Below are 21,637 nucleotides of genomic sequence, written 5' to 3'. Positions count from 1 at the left end.
ACTTTGGGCCAAAGGCTCTCTTCCGCCCGAACCTGCTGTTGAGGAGAAGGCCTCGGCCTAGCCTGTGGTACAGACTGATAGTCTGCGCGAATGAATAATCCGTCTCAGTCCGTCACATGGGATCTGCTCAACTCTGTACCAAGCACGGTCTACGAACGCTTAGTCATCCAGTGGCCCCACCAGACCGACCGCGACTTGGCCTTCTTCTACTCCGAATCCGCCAACCGCCTCGCATCAACATTTTCTGGCCGGCCAATAGATGACACGATACTGCTGCCGTTTCTCATGCTATATAGGCAAGCTTTCGAGCTTCAGCTGAAGTCGTTCACGAAATATCTGGCCGCGATGCGGAGAAAGCACCGCGAACCCAACAATCCTGATCTCAGCACGGAGGCAATTGCAAAGAAGCTCCGGAGCAGGGACGTTGGCCACAAGCTCGCGCCACTCCTTCAAGAGTTGATCGGTCATTACACGGCCCTGCAGCTTAGCGAGCCGTTTCCTATCGAGGTCGAAAAACTGCTCGTTCTTATGCACCAAGCGGACGAGCCCGGAACTTATTTTCGCTACTCAGGGAACCTCCCCGATCACCAAACCAACGTTGATTTCCCAGATCTAGTTGAACGATTCAAGGAGCAGTTCGGCACACTGCAGGCCGTGGAGGACTGGGCATATGACCAGTTCCAAGCCGTGCCAGATGACTGGCAATTCTGATGGAAGTCAGTTGAGAGGCAACGCCCTGTGCAGTCCTGCTGGGCAATGGCGGCAGAGTTAGCGGTGAAGTGCACCCGAAAGGTGGAGCTGCAAATTCGCGTCACAGGACTGACTCTTTGGGAGAACGGTTACGCTCCGGAGCCGGTCGATGTGGGATCCCGAAGGCAGACGTTCGCGGCGAGTTAGCGTCCCACTTCCTTGGAACCGGACGTGGTGGAACGCCCCGCTGATCCAGTGCCGTGGGGCCGCGTAATCTGACTCTCCCGGATTCTACATACGGTTCCGGACTGCGATCGCATCACGATGGACTGCGTCGTGCTGCGCTTTGCGTTCTCAAAGTCCGCTGTGACCTCCCGTCGTCCTGCCTGCGGCCGTGGGCAGCAGCGGCTGTCCTGCCGACCCTCGTGCCTCGGAGAGCTGATCCGCTTGAATTTGCGTAGGCGGAAAGTGCGATGACCATGGCCTACGCCTTCGCTCCCCCGATCTTGCCGTCCGGTCCCTGGCGAGGCCGTCCCGAAGCGAGCGGAACTTGATGCCGCGGGACTTAGGGTTTTACCAGACACCCACGCTCAGGAAGAGTCGTGTTCTGCCAGCCAGGCCTGTAGCCCTGCGGCCAACCCGACGGAAGCGTGCCGCGAATGCCGGCCCCCTACCTCGACGTCATCAGCCAAAGCACTCGCTGCGGAAATGCGTCCCGCGGTGTCGCTGAGGACGGGTTTCCTGTGGGTTGACTGTGAGATCAACTTTTGGTTACCGTTTTGGTTTCTGTATGAGTATCATCAAGGCATGAACCAGCGTGAGATCTACCCGAACGCTCCTTTGGTCTCAGTCTCCTTCGAGCTACGCCACCCGGAGTCTGACACTCTGAGCGCGAAACAGCGGTCCCTATTCAAGGAACTGATTCGCCAGCATCTCCCGGTAATGCGAACACAGCAATCGACGGTGCAAACTATTGACCTCGGACCAAGCGGACCCGTACAGCGGGTTAGCACCGAAGAAGTTCCCAAGTACTTTGACCGCGAAAATACGACGGCCGTATCGCTTCACAAGAACTCCATCATTGTCGAGACCACTCAATACCCGGGATGGGAAGGTTTTCGTGAAATCGTGGTTGCTGCCTGCATGGCCAGGCACGAGGTATCAAACTTTGATGGCGTGGAGCGCATAGGGCTGAGATATATAGACGAAATACGTGTCCCCGGAACTGATGTTCCTGACTGGGGGTCGTATCTGAACGGCTCTCTGCTAGGGCCGCGATCGGACAATGGCATCGGTCTCACTCTCAACCAGTGGCAAGGCGTCGCAGCGTTTGGTCCTGAGGCAGGACGATCACTAGTCCTTCGTTACGCATCAGGGGAGGGATTCGCTACCGATCCCAACGGTGAGCTCCGTCGGAAATCGCCGTCGTACCCCGGCCCCTTCTTCCTGCTCGATGTGGACAGCTTCTGGGTTCCAGAAGACGGCGTCCCGGAATTCTCAGAATCGCTTTTGACTTCGCAAAGCGAGGCTCTCCATGCTCCGGTTCGTGAGATGTTTGAGCAAATGATCACAGACCGTTTACGAAATGAGGTGTTCCGCAAATGACTCAACCAGCGCAGGTTCCGACTCGATCGCAGACCTTCCCTGAGCCCGCAATGGATCCCGGCACTCCCACTTCCAGTTCTGCTCTCAGATCGATTTCGACGCCAACTCCAATTTCTGCGTTGCGACAGACCCAGACAGCGAGTTCTCTGGTGTCGCGGGTAACGACGCTCACGAACGACGTCAGAACAACTCACATCGAAGCGCTGGGACTGGAGTGGCGTATTCGGACGCAGACCCGTTCGGCGCTCAGTGTAAAAGACTTGTTAGAGCTCTTGGCAGACGCAGGATTTGCCTGGCGGGACCTAGCCCGCATGATCGGCGTTAGCGTGCCAGCAATCCAAAAATGGCGCAAAGGTGAGAGGTCTTCCGGAGAGAACCGCCTCAAACTGGCTGGGCTGATCGCAGCGATGGACCTGATCGCCTCCCAGTTTCATATTCAGGACATCGGCTCTTGGTTTGAAATGCCCATTATCGACGGAGCTCCGGTCACGCCCATTGATCTGTGGTCTGCCAACCAAGCCGTTCTTGTCCTGGAGTTTGCTAGCGGACATTTGAACCCGGAGGAAGTACTCGATCGCTTCGACCCGTCGTGGCGAGAAACGTACGAATCGCAGTTCGAGACGTTCCGCGGCCAGGACGGTCAACTATCTATCCGGCTGAAGGGCTAGCTCCGAATGTCAGATCGCGACCTTGAGGCGCCCGGAACGCGCGATGCACCCAATTGGAATAGCCTGTATCGCGCCCGAGGCGAGGAGGTGTCCGCCTCTCGTCCTGTGTTCACGGGCGATGTCTTCCGGGATACCCGGTGTGGATCTTCCGATGATGATGCGAACAAGGCGGTTCTCATCATGCAGCACCCGTGCGCACTTCGGACGAACGGCGTGGACTTGGTACCTAGATTGCTCGTCGCGGAGGTGCGCACCTCGACTCCAATTCCAGTGGGAGATTGGAAGGGCCGTTTCAAGCTGATGCCTCTTCCGGAACTGGAGGCGGAAGGATCGACCCATTTCGCCGCTCACATGCATGAGCCCTACCTCGTGGATCGAGCAGAAATTAAGATCGAAAACCGAATCGCATGCATGTCTCAGGTCGGAGTCAATCTCCTACTGCAACGGTGGGTGCACCACAACAGTCGAGTGATCGTCCCAACGTTCGAATACCAGAACGTAACGGCGGAGCAGTTTGAGGAAGCTGACTTGGTCGAAGACTGGTGTGAAGACCTTGCTTCCACACCGCAGGAAACCGCAGCGGAAACCGCCGCCGCGCATGAGTGGCTCCGAGGCGATTCTTCAGAAAAGGGCAAATCATGGCAGCAACTGCTGGAGAACCCTCAAAGTCGCGGCACCGTCAGACTGGCGATGCGGAAACACGTAAAAGCCATCCTTGCCAGCCGCTAACTTGGAAGGCAGTAAGCTGCGTGAGGTCGACGGATCGAGGGCAACATTCTCACCCCATCGCTGTCACCTTCATCACTTTCCGGCGGAGGTGCCGTGCTGCTTCGGCGTGACGGCCTAGCAGCGACTTCGTCGTCCGTCACCGTCGCCCATGTCAGCGCATCTGTTGAGTGTCAGGTTCGGCTCTAGAACCCCGCTGGCAGACGGCACCAAACACGGTGTAGCACCTTAACCTGACACGCCCCTGCCCTGACGCCCAGTTGGGGTATGCCTTAGCCGGACAGCCAAGAGCTGGAAGACCCGGGGTGCCGATCTCTGGCCGGGGAGAGGATACGCCAATGGGCCACCCTGCCTGGAGGGAAAGGCCAGCAGAGTGCGCGAAGTCCGTCCCGCCTCCTGTCGCACCTCGGATCGGCTTCTCGTGGGTCCCGTCTGACGGCCAGGCAGGCTAGCAGGACAGCTAAACCTCCGCCACAGGCGCCGCAAACTGCGCCGCGTAAAGCGCCGCGTACGCCCCGCCCGCCTCAAGCAACGAGGCATGCGTGCCCTGCTCCACGATCTGCCCGGATTCCATCACCAGGATGAGGTCGGCGTCGCGGATGGTGGAGAGCCGGTGCGCGATGACAAACGACGTCCGGTCGCTCCGCAGCGCGCTCATTGCCTTCTGCACCAGCACCTCAGTGCGGGTGTCCACCGAGCTCGTCGCCTCGTCCAGGATCAGCACGGACGGGCGGGCCAGGAACGCCCGGGCAATGGTCAGCAGCTGTTTCTCGCCGGCGGAGACGTTGCCGCCCTCGTCCTCGAGCACGGTGTCGTAGCCCTCCGGCAGGGACCGCACAAACCGGTCCACGTACGTCGCCCGAGCGGCCTCCAGGATCTCCGCCTCAGAAGCACCGGGCCGGCCGTAGGCGATGTTGTCCCGGATGGTCCCGCCGAACAGCCAGGTGTCCTGCAGCACCATGCCCATCCGCGAGCGCAGCCCGTTGCGGGACATCTCGGTGACGTCCACGCCGTCGAGCGTGATCCGCCCAGCGTCGAGCTCGTAGAACCGCATCATCAGGTTCACCAGGGTGGTCTTCCCCGCCCCCGTCGGCCCAACTATCGCCACGGTCTGCCCCGGCTCCGCCACCAGGCTCAGGTCCGCGATCAGCGGCTTGTCCGGCGAATACGAGAACGACACGTTCTCGAACACGAGCCGCCCCCGCCCGCCGTTCGGCGCCACCGACGGCACAGGATCCGCCGACTGCTCTTCCTCGTCCAGGAGCTCGAACACCCGCTCGGCCGATGCCACCCCGGACTGGAGCAGGTTCGCCATCGAGCCCAGCTGGGCCAGCGGTTGGGTGAACTGCCGCGAGTACTGGATGAACGCCTGCACGTCGCCCAGCTGCATCGCTCCGGCGGCAACCTGCAGCCCGCCCACCACGGCGATCCCCACATAGACCAGGTTCCCGATAAACGTCATGGCCGGCATGATCAGCCCGGACACGAACTGCGCGCCGAAGCTCGCCTCATACAGCTCCGCGTTCTTCTGCCGGAACCGCTCCTCCACCTCCCGCTGCCGGCCGAACACCTTCACCAGCGCGTGACCCGTGTACGTCTCCTCGATCTGCCCGTTCAGTTCCCCCGTGTGCTTCCACTGCGCCACGAACAGCTTCTGCGAGCGCTTGGCGATGACCGCCGTCGTCACCAGCGTCAGCGGCACGGTGACCAGCGCGATCAGCGCGAGCGTGGGCGAGAGGATGACCATCATCACCAGCACGCCCAGCACGGTCAGCAGCGACGTGACCGCCTGGCTGATGGACTGCTGCAGGCTCTGCGAGATGTTGTCCACGTCGTTGGTGACCCGGCTCAGGAGCTCCCCGCGCTGGATCGAGTCGAAGTACCGCAGCGGCAGCCGGTTGATCTTCGCCTCGATCCGCTCGCGCAGCCGGAACATGGTGCGCTGCACCACGCCGTTGAGGATATATGCCTGCATCCACATAAATCCCGACGCCAGCACGTACAGCGCCAGCGCCCACAGCAGCACGCTGGCCAGCGCCGCGAAGTCGATCCCCGCGCCGGGCGTCAGCGTCATGGCGCTGAGCATGTCCGCCTGCTGGGTCTGCCCCTCCGCGCGCAGCTGCGCGATCAGCTGCTCCTGGCTCACCCCGGCCGGCAGCTGCTTGGACACGACGCCGGCGAAGATCAGGTTGGTGCCCTCGCCGAGGAGCCGCGGCCCGATCACCGAGAACGTCACACTCACGACGGCGAGCAGCAGGACCAGCACCAGCCACAGCCGCTCCGGCCGCAGCTGGCCCAGCAGCCGTTTGGCGGACGGCCAGAAGTTCATCGCCTTCTCCGCCGGCACGTTCATCCCGGCGAACGGCCCGCCGCGTCCCGGCCCGCCCGCCGGACGGGGAATCCGCAGCGGGGCCTCCCTTGTGGCGCCGCCGGGGCCGCCGCCCGCGGCGCCGGTTCCGGGCGTCTGGGACTCGACCTTGCTCATGCCGCCTCCTCCGCCGCGAGCTGGGAGTTCACAATCTCGCCGTACGTCTCCGAGGTCTCCAGCAGCTCGGTGTGCGTGCCGTGCGCGACGATCCGGCCGCCGTCGAGCACCAGGATCTGGTCCGCGTCAACAATGCTGGAGACCCGCTGGGCGATGATCACCAGGGTGGCGCCGGCGGTGTGCTGCTTGAGCGCCTGCCGCAGCCGGGCATCGGTGGCGGTGTCCAGCGAGGAGAACGAGTCGTCAAAGATGTAGAGCTCGGGCCGTTTCACCAGTGCCCGGGCGATCGCGATCCGCTGCCGCTGCCCGCCGGAGACGTTGGTGCCGCCTTGCGAGACGGGCGCGTCCAGCCCGCCCTCCATCTCCCGGACGAAGTCCTCGGCCTGCGCGATGGACAGCGCCCGCCAGAGTTCGTCCTCGGTGGCGTCGGGTTTGCCGTAGAGCAGGTTACTGCGGACCGTGCCGGAGAACAGGTACGGCTTCTGCGGGACCAGGCCGATGTGCCCCCAGAGCAGGTCCGGGTGCAGCTCCCGCACGTCGACGCCGTCGATCAGCACCGAGCCGGACGTCGCGTCGAAGAGCCGCGGCATCAGGTTCACCAGGGTGGTCTTGCCGGAACCGGTGGCGCCGATGATCGCCGTCGTCTGCCCCGCCCGGGCGGTGAAGCTGATCCCGGACAGGACCGGCTGTTCGGCACCCGGGTAGGCGAATCCGACGTCGCGCATTTCCAGCTCGCCGCGGCCGGTGCGGCCGGCAAAGCCGACCGGGTGCTCCGGCGGGCGGACGCTGGATTCGGTGCCCAGCACCGCGCCGATCCGGTCCGCGGAGACCGCCGCGCGCGGGATCATGATCGCCATGAACGTGGCCATCATGACGGACATCAGGATCTGCATGAGGTAGCTCAGGAACGCGATCATGGTGCCCACCTGCATGGAGCCGTCCTGGATCCGGAACGCGCCGAACCAGATCACCGCCACGGACGAGACGTTCAGCACCAGCATCACCACGGGGAACGCGAGCGCCATCAGCCGGCCGGCGCGCAGGGCGGTGTCCGTGACGTCCTCATTGGCCCGGGAGAAGCGGGCGGTCTCCACGTCCTCGCGGACGAACGCGCGGACCACGCGGATGCCGGTGAGCTGTTCGCGGAGCACCCGGTTCACGGTGTCGATCCGGGTCTGCATGAGCCGGAACAGCGGCACCATCCGGGTGATGATCAGCCCCACCCCGATCAGCAGCACCGGCACGCTGACGGCGATCAGCCAGGACAGCTGCGCGTCCTGCCGGATCGCCATAATCACGCCGCCGATGCAGAGCATGGGCGCGGCCACCATGAGGGTGGCGGACATCAGCACCAGCTGCTGGACCTGCTGGACGTCGTTGGTGGAGCGGGTGATGAGGCTCGGCGCGCCGAAGCGGGTGACCTCCTGCTCGGAGAAGGCCGCCACCCGGCTGAAGATCGCCCCGCGCACGTCCCGGCCCATCGCCATCGCCGCCTTCGCCCCGAAGTACACGGCCGCGATGGCGCAGGCGATCTGCAGCAGGGTGACCAGCAGCATCACGCCGCCGGTGTGCAGGATGTAGTCCGTGTCCCCCTTGGCCACGCCCTGGTCGATGATGTCCGCGTTCAGGGTGGGCAGGTACAGCGACGCGATGGACTGCGCCAGCTGGAAGACGACGACGGCGAGCAGCAGCCTGCGTTGCGGTGTCAGGTATTCAACCAGCAGTTTCCAGAGCATCCGTACTCCCAGCCACGTGTTCCGCCGAGTAATCCGAAGGTCAGTTTACGTCCGCAGGCTTGGAGTGGAACGGGTTCCTCTCAGGGCGAATCCTGTGTGTTTGTGCCGGGCACGGCGAGCGGGCCGTTAGTGCTTGGTGAGGACTCCCTGCACCGGCAAGGCTTGCCGCCGACTTGGGCGAATTAAGCAGCCACGGTCGGGCCGCCCTCAGGTGGCTTGCCCACCGGCGTCGCGGCGGGCTGCGAAAACGTGCGCGCCGCCCGTGAGCCCGCGATGGTGCTCGCCCCGATGCTGATGAGCGCACCGAGGATCATCGCCGCGGCTTCTCCAGGTTCCAGCAAGTGCAGTTGCGAGCCAACAGTGGCGGCGGCAACCGGCACTCCCAACTGGGACGCTGCCAGCACCGCAAGCGACAGCGGCTGGCCGAGGAGCCGCAGGCTTCCATGGACCACCAGGGTTCCCAGGCCAAGGCAAATCCCGAGGAGAATCATCCTGGGGCTGCCCGCAAGGATGCGCAGATCGAGCGATGCGCCCAGCCAGACAAAGAACACCGGCCCAAGAAAGCCGTCCGTGACGGCGAAGAGTTGATGAGCCAGCCGCCGGGGTTCGCCCACCGCTGCGACCACCAGGCCGAAGGAGAACCCGGCCAGCAGGATGGACACGTGGCCTGCGACGGCAAGCCCCGAGAGGGCGAACAGCAGAGCAAGCTGGATCCGCAGCTCCAAGGCGAACTTCCGGTCCTCGGACATATCATGCACCCGTCCGCGCGTTCCGCTGCGCTCCAGCCAGCGAAGCACAAAGAACAAGACCGCAGCGCACACCGCCACCAGCGCTGCCCCGAGGGCCGCCCTCAGCGCATGGGGTGGGTCAACAGCAAGCGGAAGTGCCACGATGCAGGCAACGTCCGCTACCGCAACCTGTGCAGTTGTCATCAGGACCTTTGGCCCCCTCAGCCGCAGCGAATCGACGATCGGCAGGACCAATGCTGCCGAAGAGGAAGCGAGGAGAACGATGTAAAGGGGTGCATGCCCGGTGCCAAAAGCATAGGCAATGATGATTCCGACGGCGCACGCGAGCACTGCGGCAATGCCGGCACGGAGGGCTCCACCACCCAGCGCGGGGCGGATGGCTGCGTCCCGCACAGGGACATGCGTCCCGGCGACAAACATGATGAGGGCGAACCCGACGTCGGCCACGAAGGTGAACGTGGGATCCGAGGCATCCACCAGGTTCAGACCCGTGTGCCCGATGGCCATACCAGCCAGCAACTCTCCCGCCACCACGGGAAGGTGCCACTTCACGGGCAGCGCCAGCAGCGGCCCGAGGAGCGCGACGGCGGCGATCAGTGCGAGCTGATAGAACGACACGTTCCTCCTTCAGCCGGCAGTGCGGTTGGCTTGCGGAGGTTACCGCGGCGCGTCAACCAGCTTGAGTGGAATGTCGGTGTTTTCATCCGTGTAGTAGCTTGCGCACACCCGGTGGTAGCCATCGGCCACCTGCGCGGGAATGCCCCGTGCCAGGTCGCCCCTGACCATAAGGATGGGCGAGAGCTTCTTGCCTTCCTTGATCTTCTTCAGGTCCGAGGCCACGTGGGGGTTGTGATCGGGCAGCAGCTCCAGTCTCGCGGCTCGGAGGATATCCTTCGCCTTGCGATGCTGGATTGGCGCGGACCTGAGCGACGCGACAATGGGGGCAACGACATCGTCGGATGCTAGTAAGGAAAGATAAGCCGCCGCGCCCGGAAAATCTTGCTCTTCAGGCTGCGGCAACCAGAGGACCTCGTCCTTGTTTTCGTCAGCCATGCGTTGTGATCCTGCCGGTACCGTCCAGGTCGCCGCACGCAGTCTTGACCTCGCAGTCAGAGCTGCTCCTGGAGTTGCCGCCCATTGCTGCCTCCACGGCGCGGATGGATAGTGGAATCACAGTACTCAGGACGTTCCGAGCGGTCAACGGCGGCGCTGCTGTATCGTGCGGAAGCCCTGAAAGCCGAGTCGACTCTGGCAGGTCCTAGCCGGACAAACCCCTGGGATTTACGGCGCAGCCGAGGCAGATAACCGGTGACCGCAGTGTCGCGGCACTCGGAAACGACAGCGGCTCTCTTTTCTGCCGCGGGTTACAAGCTAGGAGGCAGGATCGGCGTCGTGCTTCGCCGGCTGATGGCCGTCGACGGCGGCGCGGACGCCGCCCTCGTCGTGGCCGTCCTTCTTCTTGCCGAACGGCAGTACCTTGAGGAGCGGGACCAGGACGGCCATAACGACGAGGCCCCAGGCGAGGCCGAGGACGGCCGAGCACAGGGTGTTCACGAGCCAGGCAAGGAAGCCGCCCACCACCGGGAGTCCGGCGAACGGAGCCTCGAGGACATGGACCACGTCGTACGGCAGGTGCCAGCCGAGGTCGTGGGCCCCCTGCAGCATGATGTGACCGCCCACCCAGAGCATGGCGATCGTCCCGATTAGGGTGATTGCGGCCAGCACGGCGGGCATCCCCCTGACGAGCAGCCCGCCGAAGCGCTGGGCGCCCGCGGAGTCCTTGGCTGCCAGGTGCAGGCCGATGTCGTCCATTTTGACGATGAGTGCGACGGCGCCGTACACGGCCACCGTGATCACTAGCGCCACGACCACCAGGATGATGGCGCGGACCCACAAGGACTCGGCGGCCACCTCGTTCATGGCGATGACCATGATCTCGCAGGAGAGGATGAAGTCGGTGGTGATGGCGCCCTTGGTGACCTTGGCCTCCGCCTCGGGGCCCCGGTCCACCGCGGGCTTGTCTTCCTCGGCCTCGTGGTGGCCGAAGAACTTGTGCCAGACCTTCTCGGCACCCTCGTAGCAGAGGTAGGTGCCGCCCAGCATGAGGATGAACGGGATCACGCCCGGGATGAAGGCGCTGATGAGCAGCAGCGCTGGCAGGATGATCAGCAGTTTGTTGCGGAGCGAGCCCCAGAAGATCCGCTTGATCATCGGCAGCTCGCGGGACGGGTCCGCCCCGGACACGTACTGCGGGGTGACGGCGGCGTCGTCGATGACGACGCCGGCGGCCTTGGCCCCCGCTTTGGCTGCCCCGGCCGCGACGTCGTCCACCGAGGCGGCCGCGATGCGGGCCAGGGCTGCGATGTCGTCCAGCAGGGCGACCAGACCGCCGCTCACAGCCCGCTTCCGTACTGCTTGAGGGCGGACGGCTGGGCGGGGTTGCCTCGGTCAAGGCGGGTGATTGGCATGTTCGGATTATACGGTGGCGGGCAGGCCGCGGGCGGGAGTGGCGTGCGTTAGCCGGGACGGGGGCACGTTCGCTGGCGTCTAGTCCTGTTCTCTTTGGGTGAGCCGCTGTACTTGCCATTGGTGCACGTCGGGCAGCCATTCCAACGACGCCGACGGACCGACGCGGGGGTCGTCGGGATCACCGCCGTCGAGCAGGGCCTGTAGGTACGCGCGGTCCTGTTTGATCCGTGCCCGCAGCTGGCCGGCTCCGCCGACTGAGCCGTGGCCGGGGATGACGGCATCAACGCCGTCGGCAACGCTCTCGAACAGCCGCAGCGCCGTGAGGTAGTCCTCGAGCGGATCCGCGGCCTCCAGGTCGAGGAACGGCATCAGGATGTCGGAGAGCATGTCGCCCGCGACGAGGACGCCGCGCTCCTCGATCAACAGCGCCGCATGGCCCGGGGCATGGGCCCGGTGCTCGATGATCCGGATAATGGGGCCATCCCAGGGAATCTGGGCCGACCCGGCGGGCAGACCCGTGATGAGTCCGAGCAGATCCATCGGGATCTCCTCGGCGTACTCCGGTGGCAGCCCCTCGGCGACGCGGGCCTGCCAGTCCGCGTGCGACAGCAGATCCTGGATGGAGGCAGCGCAGCGGGCTGTACCGTAGCGGGGCGCGTCGCCGAAGGCCGCGTGCCAGAGCAGATGTTCCCAATCAGGATGCGTGGAGAAGCCTGCCACGACGGGCTGGCCCAGCTCGCGAAGGTCGTTCGCAAGGTCGGCCAATTCGTTGCTCGTAATGCCGGGGTCGATGAGCAACACACCGGCCCGGCCCTGCACAACCACGGAGTTACTCTGGATGAACTCGCTCTCGTGAACCAGAACGCCCTCAGCGACTTGCTTCAGCATCAAATGCCTTCCGCTAGTGAATTCAACCGCTGGTTGGGACGGTATTCCCTGGCGTTAGTCGATGGCAAGCACTCCGGGCGAGGCGAGTGACCCGCCTTCCCGCTACCTAGCCGCCCAGCACCACGTTCACCGGCGGCTCGCCCGCCAGCATCAAGTCGATCTGCCGCTGCAGGAGCTTTCCCATCCGCGGGCGCATGGCCGAGCTGGCCCCGCCCACGTGCGGGCTGATGATGACGCCGGGAGTCCCCCACAGCGGGTGGTCCTGCGGCAGCGGCTCGGGATCGGTGACGTCCAGGGCGGCGCGGATCCGGCCGGAGCCGGTGTGCTTCACCAGGGCGTCCGTGTCCGCGACCGGGCCGCGCGCCACGTTGACCAGCAACGCGCCGTCGGGCATCGCCGCGAGGAAAGCGTCGTCGATGAGGTGGCGGGTGGCGGCGCTCAGCGGCACCCCGACGATCACGATGTCGTGCTCGGGCAGCAGGGTGTGCAGCTCGTCGATGCCGTGGACGTGGCCGCGCGGATCCGTCCGTTCCCTGCTGGCCACCCGGGTCACGGTGGTCTCGAACGGCAGGAGCCGGTCCTCGATCGCCTTGCCCACGCCGCCGTAGCCGACGATCAGGACCCGGCGGTCGGCGAGGCTGGCGGTGGGCCGGGTCTCCCACCGGCCCTCCCGCTGGTTCTGCAGCAGCCGGGGGAACTCGCGCTGGCTGGCCAGGATCAGGGCCAGGGTCAGTTCGGCGGTGGAGGTCTCGTGGACGCCGGCGGCATTGGCGAACACCCGGCCCGGCGGCAGTGAGGCCGCGACGCCGTCGTACCCGATCGACTGGCTCTGCACCAGCCCGGAGTCCACCGCTTCCAGGGCGCGCAGGACCTCCGTGCCGCCCATGTACGGCTGGACCACGATATCGAGGCGGGTCACGGGAGGCTCCCCGGTCAGGTCCCACTCGAGGACGGTGACGTCGGGGTGGGGCGTCAGGTACTCGCGCAGGGTGGGGTCCGGCAGGCTCACAGTTATTTTCCTCGGCATAGCTGCCAGCCTAGTGCGGCCGGCGGCCCGGGCGGTGATGGCGGCGCCCGGCAAACGAGACGGCGAATCCCTGATCGGCCGCTCCATAACCGCCCTTTTGGGGCCTCATAACGGCAGTTATGGAGCAGTCGACGGGGAAACGCACGTGTCCGCGGCATCGGGCACAGCCGGGAGTCTGCCCTCACCTCCGCGCCGCGCCGCGCGTCTTTTGGACATGCCCCGCGGCCGGGCATACATTGCAGGAGACCCCTCCGCCTCTCGACCTGGAAGGTCCTGCACCATGAACACCTCGGGATCATCCCGTCCGGCCGCAAAATCCCTCAATGCCCGCGGGAAGCTGCTTCTGGTCTGGGCGGCCACGGTCTTGGTGCTGCTGGGCATGGTGACGGCCGCCGTCGTCCGCACCGGGCCGGCACCCAGGACGGACTTCCTCGCCAGCCTGCAGAGCCAGTGGGAGGGGCAGCCCGAGGCAGCGCCGGCCCCCGCCGCGTCGGTCCCGCGGGCCGCCGTCGATGTCGACACCGAGATCAAACGGATCCTGGCCGAGAACCCCGGCTACCGGGTGGGCGTCGTCCTCGCGGATACGCACGGCGGGGAGCCGCGCAGCTACGGCGACGGGACCGAGTTCGTGGCCGCCAGCACCGCCAAAATCATTACGGCGGCCGCCTACTACCACCTGGTGGAGACCGGCGAAAAGTCCCTGGACGTGCCGCTGGGCAGCTACGACGCCGCGTTCCAGGTCAAGGCGATGGTCAACGCGAGCAGCAACGACGCCTGGCTGCTGCTGATGGAGGACATCGGCTACCCGAAGCTGATCGAGTACGCCGCGTCGATCGGGATCAGCTACGACCCGGAGCAGAACCTGCTGACCCCGGCCGAGATGGCGGAGGTGCTCAAACAGCTCTCCAGCGGCAAGCTGATGAACGCGGAGCACACGCAGGAGCTGCTCGGCTACATGCAGCAGACCAACAACGAACGCCTCATCCCGGCCGCCGTCGGCCCGGACATCACGGTGCAGCACAAATACGGCGAGCTGGAAGGCTACGTCCACGACGCGGCCCTCCTGAGCTCCGGCGAGCGCTCCTACGCGCTGGCCATCTACACCTGGGGCGAGGACGGCGAGAGCGAGGAACGCCTGGCCGTGATCCACCAGTTGACGGATGTGGTGGCGAGGGCGCTGCGGGAGTAGACCGGCGCTTTCTTGCCGGCCCCGCGGCCGGGTTAACCCTGAGAGCCCCCGCTACACCTTGTGCAACGGGGGCTCTGTTCCAGCCGGAGGACCGGGGCTAGCGGCCGAAGAGCTTGGCGAAGAAGCCGGTCTTGGTGCTGACTTCACCCTCGTGGCCCTTGCAGCGGTCGGCGCTCTTGACGCCCCGCATGACCTGGCCAACGTGCTGGCCGCATCCGGCCCAGGTGGTCTTTCCGCACTTCTTGCATGCAACCTGTCGGCACATCTGGTTCTCCTTATTGGTGGGTCTGCTGCGTTTACTATACCCCCAGGGGTATGTCCGTCAGAAAAAGCGCCCGCGGGAACACCCTGTTGCCTGCCGGTGTTGGTTCCGTACAGTGGCACCAGCGCTGCGCCGCTCCCGCACGAACTGACTTCCGAACCGTACCGAGAGGACCGCTGACATGGCTTACATCAAGGTTGGAACCGAGAACAGCACCGACATCGAGCTCTACTACGAGGACCACGGGACCGGGCAGCCGGTAGTCCTGATTCACGGCTACCCGCTGGACGGATCCTCCTGGGAGAAGCAGACCACGGCCCTGCTGGGCGCCGGCTACCGGGTCATCACCTACGACCGCCGCGGCTTCGGCCAGTCCAGCAAGCCCACCGACGGCTACGACTACGACACCTTCGCCGGGGACCTCAACACCCTGCTCACCACCCTGGACCTGACCGACGCCGTGCTGGTGGGCTTCTCGATGGGCACCGGCGAGGTGGGCCGCTACCTCGGCACCTACGGTTCGGCCCGGGTGGCGAAGGCCGTGTTCCTCGGCTCGCTGGAGCCCTACCTCCTGCAGACCGACGACAACCCCGACGGCGTCCCGCAGTCCGTGTTCGACGGCCTGCTGGAGGCTGTCACCGCCGACCGCTACGCCTTCTTCACCGAGTTCTTCAAGAACTTCTACAACAGCGACACGTTCCTGGGCACACCCAGGCTGTCCGAGGAAGTGATGCGGGCCGGCTGGAACCTCGCGACGTCGGGCGGCCCCACGGCGTCGGTGGCCGCGCAGCCCACCTGGCTCACTGACTTCCGCGCCGACATCCCCAAGATCGACGTCCCGGCCCTGATTGTCCACGGCACCGCGGACCAGATCCTGCCGATCGACGTTACCGGCAGGCGGTTCGCCAAGGACCTGCCCAGCGCCGAATACGTGGAGATCGAGGGCGCCCCACACGGCATGCTCTGGACCCACGCCGCCGAGGTCAACGAGGCGCTGCTGGGCTTCCTGGGGAAGTAGGCCCCTCAGCGGGCCGGCCTGGGCACGGAGTCCGCCCCGTCCGGGGGCACTTCGACACGAAACGCCGGGCCGCCGTCGTCCCATACGACGCCGGACCCAGGCAAAGTGCCCCCGGACCGAAGGCTACCGACACGGTGTGGGGCAGGTGGCCCTAGCGGGTCTCAGCGGCCTCTTCATCCGTGAGTTCGAGCTCTTGCCCGTTATCGCCCAGCCGGTAGTAGGTCCGCTGCCCGGCAGCAGGGTGGGCGCGCTTCACGACCGTGTACGTCGCGCCGTCCTGAATCTTTACCGTCATGCGCCGACTCTATATTGACCAATACGGCGGCCGGACAACCCAAACCTAGAACAAACCCTCCGCCACGGCCGCCGTGACCTGGTGGATGACGTCCGTCCGCTCGGGGACGCTGCCCAGGCCGGCGCCCTTGGTGTAGATCACCAGGGCGTAGGCGCGCCCGTCCTGGGCGAGGATGCCGGCGTCGTGCAGTTGCCCGGCCAGCAGCCCGTACTTGTGGAAGACAGTGATGCCGGCGGGGACGGCAGCCGGGATGAGCGTTTCATAGTTGGTGTCCTGCATATAGGACAGCAGTTGCGCGGCGTGCGCGGGTTCCAGCAGCGTCCCGGAGTACAGCCCGGCCAGGATGCGGGCCATCTCCGCGGGCGTGAGCGTGTTGCTGGTGGGGGCGTAGTCCACCCCGATCGAGGCTGCGTAGTCCGTCAGCTCCGCGTAGCCCACCGCGTCCATGATCAGGGACCAGGAGTCGTTGTCGCTCTGCTGGATCATCGCCTGCAGCTGGAAATCCGCGGTGTAGGCTCCCAGCGGATCGTCGAGCGAGGCCCTGCCGGTTTCGACGAGGTGGTAGTAGGCCTCGGCGGCCAGGACCTTGGCCGTGCTGGCGGCGACGAACGCCGCCTGGACGCCGTATTCGTGGACAGCGGTTAAATCAGCGCCGTCCGACAGGTCCACGAGCGCGACGCCGAGCTGGTACTCGCTGTTGGCGTCGATGATGGCGTTGATCCTGGCGTCCAGCTCCGCGTCGATGACTCCTGCGGCCGGCGGGGCCGGCGCGGCGGTTTCCGTGGCCGCCGGCGTGGTGGCCGCCGCAGCGGGCGCCTGGCCGTTCGACGTCGACACCGGCGCCGGGCCGTCCGTCACGCTCCCCGCCTGTACGGCCGCCGTCGGACGGGCTTGCGCGGCGGAGTGGACACCGGTACCCACCGCCACGGCCAGCACCGCGGCGCACAGCGCGAAGATGACCGCCCGGGTGCGGCGGAACGTGCGGGAGCGCGGCCGGGGCGCAGTGCCGCCTCGACGGTGGCTGGGCTGCCGGGGCGTGCGCTGTTCCATAGTTGCCCAAGCTAGCCACGCCAGCTATGCCGGACCTATGAATCAGCTGTCACCCCACCCAGCAGGGCGTCAATGTCAGGTCTCGTCGTCCCACATGCCGGTGTCCGCGGCAGCGTCTTCCGGTTTGTCCTCCGCTTCGGAGTCGCCGGACCCGACATAGGCGGCGGGCACCGTTCCTGCGGCCCGGGTCTGCTGTTCCTCGCGGATATTGCCGGCTTGGCCGGGTTCGGCGTGCGGCTGGCGGGCTTCGACGGCGTCCGGGTCGCCCGGCCCGCGGAGGTCCGCGGGATCGGTGCCCGGTTCGTTGGGATCACTCATGACACTGCCTTTCGTCCGTGGATTGAATCCTTTCCCAGACTAACGTGGGCCCTAGACCGTGAATCCAGCAGCCGCTCACTAGGACATGTCCCATGCACCTTGAACAGTTCAACTCGGCCAGCCGCACCGGGGCCGCCGCTGCCCTGCGCCCCTGCCTGGACATCCCGCGCTGGATCGACGAACTTGTTGACGCGCGGCCATACTCCGGCCTCGCGGCGCTGCTTGAGGCGGGCCGCGGCGCAGCCGACCCGTTCACTCCCACGGAGATTGAGGCGGCCCTCGCCCACCACCCGCGGATCGGCGAGCGGGCACCGGGCACCAGTGTGGAGGCCAGGCTGTCCCAGTCGGAGCAGGCCGGACTCGGCGAGGCGGACGCCGCCGTCGCGCAGGCCCTGGCGGACGGCAACCGGGCCTACGAGGAGAAGTTCGGGCAGGTGTTCCTGATCCGGGCAGCCGGCCGCAGCCGCCAGGAGATCCTGGCCGCGCTCAACACCAGGCTCGCCCACACGCCCGGGGAAGAACAGACAATAATTGGCCAGCAGCTGCGGGAAATCGCAGTGCTCCGACTCGAAGGACTGATGGGCCAATGAGCATGTCCCACGTCACCACCCACGTACTCGACACCGGCTCCGGCAAGCCGGCGGCGGACGTCCCGGTCACCCTGCACAGGCTCGACGGCGAGCGCTGGGTCCAGATCGCCGAGGGCGCCACCGACGCCGACGGACGCGTCAAACAACTGGGTCCGGAGCGACTGCCCACTGGAACGTACCGTCTGGCCTTCGACACGGGAAAGTACTTCGCGGCCAGCGCCACCGAGACGTTCTTCCCCGAGGTGATCCTCACGTTCGGCGTGGTGGAGTCGGAGGCGCACTACCATGTACCGCTTCTGCTCAGCCCGTTCGCCTATTCCACCTACCGGGGCAGCTGAGCCCGCCAGGATTCGACGTGGCGCGCAGACCCTTGGTTTCTAGCGCGAGTGGGCTACAACGTCCTGAACCCACCGAGTGTGCAGTTGACGGCAATGTTCCGGCCCGCGACTGCCGTCAACTGCCAACTGGATGCATAGGCTGGGGCCATGGCTGACTCACCGGAACGGCTCACGACGGCTGGATCAACGACTGCGGGAACAACGACTGCGGGATCAACGACGGCGGTGTTGCTCGCTGCCGGCGCCGGGACACGGCTGGGACTCGGGCCCAAGGCGCTGCTCCCCTTCCGCGGCCGCACTCTCGTGGAAGTTCTCGCCGACGTGCTCCTCGCTGGCGGCTGCCGGGACGTGGTGATCGTCCTCGGCGCGGACGCGGCAACAGTCCGCGCCGCCACCGACCTTAGCCGGCACCGGGTCATCGACAACCCGGACTGGGCCACCGGAATGGGCGGCTCCTTCCGGCTCGGCGTCGCCGCGGCGGCCCCGGCGGACCACGTGCTTATGGCGCTGGTGGACCAGCCCGGCCTGACAGCGGAGACCGTCGCCCGGCTACTGGCAGCCCACCGGCCCGGCCGGGTGACCGCGGCCGCCTACCGCGGACCCGAGGGAAAGCTGCGGCGCGGCCATCCCCTGCTCCTGGATGCCACCCTTCGTAATGAGGCTGCGGAATCAGCGACGGGCGACGCCGGGGCGCGGCACTTCCTGCAGGCCCACCCGGACCTGGTTGATCTGGTGGACTGCAGCGACCTCGCCGGCGGCGAGGACCTCGACACTCCCGCCCAGCTGCACCTCCTCGACTGACAAAGCACCCCCAACGCGGGGTCACTTACGGTCCAAATAACGGGCCCAACATGGGCGGGATCTGACCCCGCGTTGGATTTAGCCGCAGCTCCCCGCCAACCTAAGGAGAACCAGCAATCATGAGAATCCTTGTCACAGGTTCCGCGGACGGCCTTGGACGGGCCGCAGCGGATTCCCTGCTGTCTGGCGGCCACGACGTCGTCCTGCATGCTCGCAACCAGGACCGCGCGGCCAGCCTCGCCGCCCTCGTGGACCGCGGTGCGGACATCGTGGTGGGCGACTTCACTGACCGCGATGCCGTACGGCGCATCGCCGCAGAGCTGAACGGCCGGGATCCGCTCGACGCGGTGATCCACAACGCCGGGGTCTGGCGCGGACGGGCGGTCATGCCGGTCAACATCATCGCGCCCTACCTCCTCACGGCCCTGCTCGACGGGCCGCGGCGGCACGTGTACTTGAGCAGCGGTTCGCATTTCGGCGGGCAGCCCTCGCTGGCCGGCGTCGATTGGCAGGGCACGACGCCCGGGTCGTACGCGGACAGCAAACTGTTCGTCACCACGCTCGCGGCAGCCCTTGCCCGGCTGCGTCCGGAGCTGTTCAGCAACGCCGTGGACCCCGGCTGGGTGCCCACCAAGATGGGCGGGCCGGGCGCACCGGACGATCTGGAACTGGGACATCAAACCCAGGCATGGCTCGCGGCAAGTGATCAGCCCGAGGCGCTCACAAGCGGCGGGTACTGGTACCACCAGCAAAGGCAGCAGCCACACCGCGCCGTCAATGACCACACGTTCCAGGACCAGCTCCTGAAAGCCCTTGCCGACGAAACGGGCGCCCGGCTCTGACCCGGTCAAGACACGTCGCCGCCGGCCTACTGCTCCATCCCCGCGGCCAGTAATTCCTCCAGCCCGAGCTTGAATCCGGACCGGCCCCCGTGGGCGGGATGCCGGATCTTCGGCACGTCCAGGCCGCTGCGCTGCAGGCTGCGGTGCGCCACATTGCCCACGGCCACCACCGTGTCGATGGGGAACAGCTCCGTCAGCGCCCGCCAGAACGGAGTCCCGAGTGCTGCTTCGGAGGCATTGGGCGTGCGGTTGGACAGCGGCTGCCCGGGCCGGTGGGTGTGCCAGGGGCAGGCACTCCAGAGCAGGGGAAGGAATTCCAGCTCGGCCAGCACCTCCCACATCACGGTGGCCGTCGGCTCGGCCGCAACTCCCGCGGCTTCCGCCGGCAGCACGTAGCCCTTGCCCGGCCCGAACAGTCCGAATCCGTTGGCAGGGCCCTCGAACATCGTGCGGGTGGTGAAGGGAACGCCGGTGATCCTCATGCCCCGGAATCCGGGGGCCTCCCCCACCAGCAGCACCTTCGGGCGCCGGTCCAGCATTTCCTGCAGGTAGATCGCCAGGTTCCGCCGGCGCTGCGCATTGCCGGGGACGGAGTGGTCAAAGAAGTTGTTGCACGCCGGCCCCGTTGCCACGGCCGCGAGCCGGTCAACAAAGCCGTCGATGGACGGTGCAGTCATGAGCGGCCCGTCCGGAACTGCTACCAGCGCGGGTGGATCGATGCGCGGAAGTAGCGGTCGTAGATTTCGTGGACGCCGACGTCGAACGTTGAATCAATCCCGCTGACCCGCGCCGCTTCGGCGTTGGAGCGGGCCTGGCCCACGTTGCGGGCGCCGGGGATCACCGTGCTGACGCCGTCCTGCGCCGCGATCCAGGCGAGGGCCGCCTGGGCGGTGCTGACGCCGTCGGGCACCAGTTCCTCGAACTCGGCCACCGCGTTGAGGCCCTGTCCGAAGTCCACTCCGGAGAAGGTCTCGCCGACGTCGAACGCCGATCCGGTGCGGTTGAAGTTCCGGTGGTCGTCCGCGGCGAAGGACGTGTCCGCGCTGTATTTGCCGGAGAGCAGCCCCGAGGCGAGCGGGACGCGGGCGATGATGCCAACGCCGGCCGCCTCCGCCGCGGGCAGCACCTCGTCGAGGGGCTTGAGCCGGAAGGCGTTGAGGATGATTTGCACCGTGGCCGTGCCGTCGTGGCGCATGGCTTCGAGGGCTTCGTCGGTCCGCTCCACGCTGACGCCGTAGTTCCGGATGGCGCCGTCGGCCACCAAGGTGTCCAGCGCGTCGTAGACTTCGGCGCTGCTGTAGACGGCGGTGGGCGGGCAGTGCAGCTGGACCAGGTCCAGCCGTTCCACCCCCAGGTTGCGCCGGGACCGGTCCGTCCACTCGCGGAAGTTGGCCAGGCTGTAGTTCTCCGGCAGCTGCTCCGCCCGGCGGCCCATCTTGGTGGCCACCGTGATGTCCAGGCCCGGGTTGTCCGCCAGGAATTTTCCGATGGCCTGCTCGCTGCGGCCGTCGCCGTAGACGTCGGCGGTGTCGAAGAACGTGACCCCGGCTTCCGCGGAGGCGGCCAGGATGGCCTGCGCCTGCGCGGGGTCCACGTTGCCCCAGTCCGCGCCCAGCTGCCAGGTCCCCAGCCCGACAATGGAGACGTTCCGTCCGGTTTTGCCCAAGATGCGCTGTTCCATCATCCGACTATAGGCCGGGACGGCAACGCGGGGTCAGATCCGGCCCATTAGGGCCCCGCAGAATCATACGGTCGTTGCAACATCTGATTTTTTGGAGGTTGCCATGCCGAGTGGTTTTCGGGCGCCGGATGCGCTGAAGGATGAGTTCTTTTCGCTTCTGCGGCAGGGGGTGTCGGTCAAGGAAGCATCTGCCCGGATTGGGGGATTGGG

At 66.2% G+C, this 21,637-nt stretch carries 23 protein-coding genes; 10 read left to right on the top strand and 13 right to left on the bottom strand.

The genetic code is table 11. From position 1 onward, the window contains the following. Positions 1-90: 90 nt before the first annotated feature. From AB4Y67_RS11345 to AB4Y67_RS11330, 4 genes are all read left to right on the top strand, one after another. Entirely contained in the window at positions 91-711 is a 621-nt protein-coding gene (locus AB4Y67_RS11345; protein ID WP_441405877.1) for a hypothetical protein, read from the top strand. 786 nt (positions 712-1,497) lie between these two features. Further along, a complete protein-coding gene (locus AB4Y67_RS11340; protein WP_441405876.1) occupies positions 1,498-2,295 on the top strand; it encodes a TIGR04255 family protein in 798 nt (265 codons plus the stop codon). 119 nt (positions 2,296-2,414) lie between these two features. After that, complete coding sequence (locus AB4Y67_RS11335) at positions 2,415-2,963, top strand: helix-turn-helix domain-containing protein (RefSeq protein WP_441405875.1); 549 nt, start codon at positions 2,415-2,417, stop codon at positions 2,961-2,963. Positions 2,964-2,969: 6 nt separating this feature from the next. Beyond that, entirely contained in the window at positions 2,970-3,692 is a 723-nt protein-coding gene (locus tag AB4Y67_RS11330; RefSeq protein WP_441405874.1) for a hypothetical protein, read from the top strand. 457 nt (positions 3,693-4,149) lie between these two features. On the opposite strand, the gene AB4Y67_RS11325 is transcribed toward AB4Y67_RS11330, so the two are convergent. The 7 genes from AB4Y67_RS11325 to AB4Y67_RS11295 all read right to left on the bottom strand — a co-directional run bounded on the left by AB4Y67_RS11325 (position 4,150) and on the right by AB4Y67_RS11295 (position 13,043). Continuing rightward, positions 4,150-6,174 (bottom strand): ABC transporter ATP-binding protein, encoded by a 2,025-nt coding sequence (locus tag AB4Y67_RS11325; RefSeq protein ID WP_441405873.1) that lies wholly within the window; start codon positions 6,172-6,174, stop codon positions 4,150-4,152. Beyond that, positions 6,171-7,910, bottom strand: a complete 1,740-nt coding sequence (locus AB4Y67_RS11320; protein ID WP_441405872.1) for an ABC transporter ATP-binding protein — start codon at positions 7,908-7,910, stop codon at positions 6,171-6,173. Before AB4Y67_RS11320 ends, AB4Y67_RS11325 begins: the two co-directional genes overlap by 4 nt. A 182-nt stretch (positions 7,911-8,092) precedes the next feature. After that, entirely contained in the window at positions 8,093-9,277 is a 1,185-nt protein-coding gene (locus AB4Y67_RS11315) for a cation:proton antiporter (protein WP_441405871.1), read from the bottom strand. A 39-nt stretch (positions 9,278-9,316) separates the two neighbouring features. Next, positions 9,317-9,712, bottom strand: coding sequence for a hypothetical protein (locus AB4Y67_RS11310; RefSeq protein WP_441405870.1), 396 nt, complete (start codon positions 9,710-9,712; stop codon positions 9,317-9,319). Positions 9,713-10,030: 318 nt separating this feature from the next. Further along, the gene (locus tag AB4Y67_RS11305; RefSeq protein ID WP_441405869.1) at positions 10,031-11,056 is read right to left on the bottom strand and encodes a DUF808 domain-containing protein; all 1,026 of its coding nucleotides are present in this window, start codon (positions 11,054-11,056) and stop codon (positions 10,031-10,033) included. Positions 11,057-11,206: 150 nt separating this feature from the next. Beyond that, entirely contained in the window at positions 11,207-12,016 is an 810-nt protein-coding gene (locus AB4Y67_RS11300) for an MBL fold metallo-hydrolase (RefSeq protein ID WP_441405868.1), read from the bottom strand. A gap of 106 nt (positions 12,017-12,122) precedes the next feature. Continuing rightward, positions 12,123-13,043 (bottom strand): 2-hydroxyacid dehydrogenase, encoded by a 921-nt coding sequence (locus tag AB4Y67_RS11295; protein ID WP_441405867.1) that lies wholly within the window; start codon positions 13,041-13,043, stop codon positions 12,123-12,125. Positions 13,044-13,323: 280 nt separating this feature from the next. On the opposite strand from AB4Y67_RS11295, the gene AB4Y67_RS11290 reads away from it, so the two are divergent. Further along, a complete protein-coding gene (locus AB4Y67_RS11290) occupies positions 13,324-14,232 on the top strand; it encodes a serine hydrolase (RefSeq protein WP_441405866.1) in 909 nt (302 codons plus the stop codon). A 97-nt stretch (positions 14,233-14,329) separates the two neighbouring features. Here the strand turns inward: AB4Y67_RS11290 and AB4Y67_RS11285 are convergent, their stop codons facing one another. Beyond that, positions 14,330-14,497, bottom strand: coding sequence for a hypothetical protein (locus AB4Y67_RS11285; protein WP_441405865.1), 168 nt, complete (start codon positions 14,495-14,497; stop codon positions 14,330-14,332). 178 nt (positions 14,498-14,675) lie between these two features. Here AB4Y67_RS11285 and AB4Y67_RS11280 point away from each other — a divergent pair, with 178 nt between their 5' ends. After that, positions 14,676-15,512 carry an alpha/beta fold hydrolase gene (locus AB4Y67_RS11280; RefSeq protein WP_441405864.1) on the top strand — a complete coding sequence of 279 codons (837 nt, stop codon included), beginning with the start codon at positions 14,676-14,678 and terminating at the stop codon, positions 15,510-15,512. Between the two features lie 151 nt (positions 15,513-15,663). On the opposite strand, the gene AB4Y67_RS11275 is transcribed toward AB4Y67_RS11280, so the two are convergent. The 3 genes from AB4Y67_RS11275 to AB4Y67_RS11265 form a co-directional block, all read right to left on the bottom strand. Further along, on the bottom strand, positions 15,664-15,807 hold the full coding sequence (locus AB4Y67_RS11275; protein ID WP_441405863.1) for a hypothetical protein: 144 nt from the start codon (positions 15,805-15,807) through the stop codon (positions 15,664-15,666). Between the two features lie 45 nt (positions 15,808-15,852). Next, complete coding sequence (locus tag AB4Y67_RS11270) at positions 15,853-16,857, bottom strand: serine hydrolase (RefSeq protein ID WP_441405862.1); 1,005 nt, start codon at positions 16,855-16,857, stop codon at positions 15,853-15,855. Positions 16,858-16,932: 75 nt separating this feature from the next. Next, positions 16,933-17,175: a hypothetical protein gene (locus AB4Y67_RS11265; protein ID WP_441405861.1), complete on the bottom strand. Its 243-nt coding sequence runs from the start codon at positions 17,173-17,175 to the stop codon at positions 16,933-16,935. A gap of 92 nt (positions 17,176-17,267) precedes the next feature. Here AB4Y67_RS11265 and uraD point away from each other — a divergent pair, with 92 nt between their 5' ends. The 4 genes from uraD (at position 17,268) to AB4Y67_RS11245 (ending at position 19,746) form a co-directional block, all read left to right on the top strand. Next, the gene (uraD, locus tag AB4Y67_RS11260) at positions 17,268-17,765 is read left to right on the top strand and encodes a 2-oxo-4-hydroxy-4-carboxy-5-ureidoimidazoline decarboxylase (protein ID WP_441405860.1); all 498 of its coding nucleotides are present in this window, start codon (positions 17,268-17,270) and stop codon (positions 17,763-17,765) included. Next, positions 17,762-18,103 carry a hydroxyisourate hydrolase gene (uraH, locus tag AB4Y67_RS11255; protein ID WP_441405859.1) on the top strand — a complete coding sequence of 114 codons (342 nt, stop codon included), beginning with the start codon at positions 17,762-17,764 and terminating at the stop codon, positions 18,101-18,103. Before uraD ends, uraH begins: the two co-directional genes overlap by 4 nt. Before the next feature lie 147 nt (positions 18,104-18,250). After that, entirely contained in the window at positions 18,251-18,904 is a 654-nt protein-coding gene (gene nboR / locus AB4Y67_RS11250) for a nicotine blue oxidoreductase (protein WP_441405858.1), read from the top strand. A 119-nt stretch (positions 18,905-19,023) separates the two neighbouring features. Continuing rightward, positions 19,024-19,746: an SDR family NAD(P)-dependent oxidoreductase gene (locus AB4Y67_RS11245; RefSeq protein ID WP_441405857.1), complete on the top strand. Its 723-nt coding sequence runs from the start codon at positions 19,024-19,026 to the stop codon at positions 19,744-19,746. Positions 19,747-19,772: 26 nt separating this feature from the next. On the opposite strand, the gene AB4Y67_RS11240 is transcribed toward AB4Y67_RS11245, so the two are convergent. Together AB4Y67_RS11240 and AB4Y67_RS11235 are read right to left on the bottom strand one after the other, a co-directional pair. Continuing rightward, complete coding sequence (locus AB4Y67_RS11240) at positions 19,773-20,423, bottom strand: uracil-DNA glycosylase (RefSeq protein WP_441405856.1); 651 nt, start codon at positions 20,421-20,423, stop codon at positions 19,773-19,775. A 20-nt stretch (positions 20,424-20,443) separates the two neighbouring features. After that, positions 20,444-21,427 (bottom strand): aldo/keto reductase, encoded by a 984-nt coding sequence (locus tag AB4Y67_RS11235; RefSeq protein ID WP_441405855.1) that lies wholly within the window; start codon positions 21,425-21,427, stop codon positions 20,444-20,446. Positions 21,428-21,637: the final 210 nt, after the last annotated feature.

It is taken from the genome of Arthrobacter sp. YAF17, from assembly GCF_052113365.1.
In the GTDB taxonomy this organism is placed as follows: Bacteria; Actinomycetota; Actinomycetes; order Actinomycetales; family Micrococcaceae; genus Arthrobacter.
The sequence above is the reverse complement of the archived record's forward strand: the minus strand, read 5'-3'. Positions and strand labels throughout refer to the sequence as shown.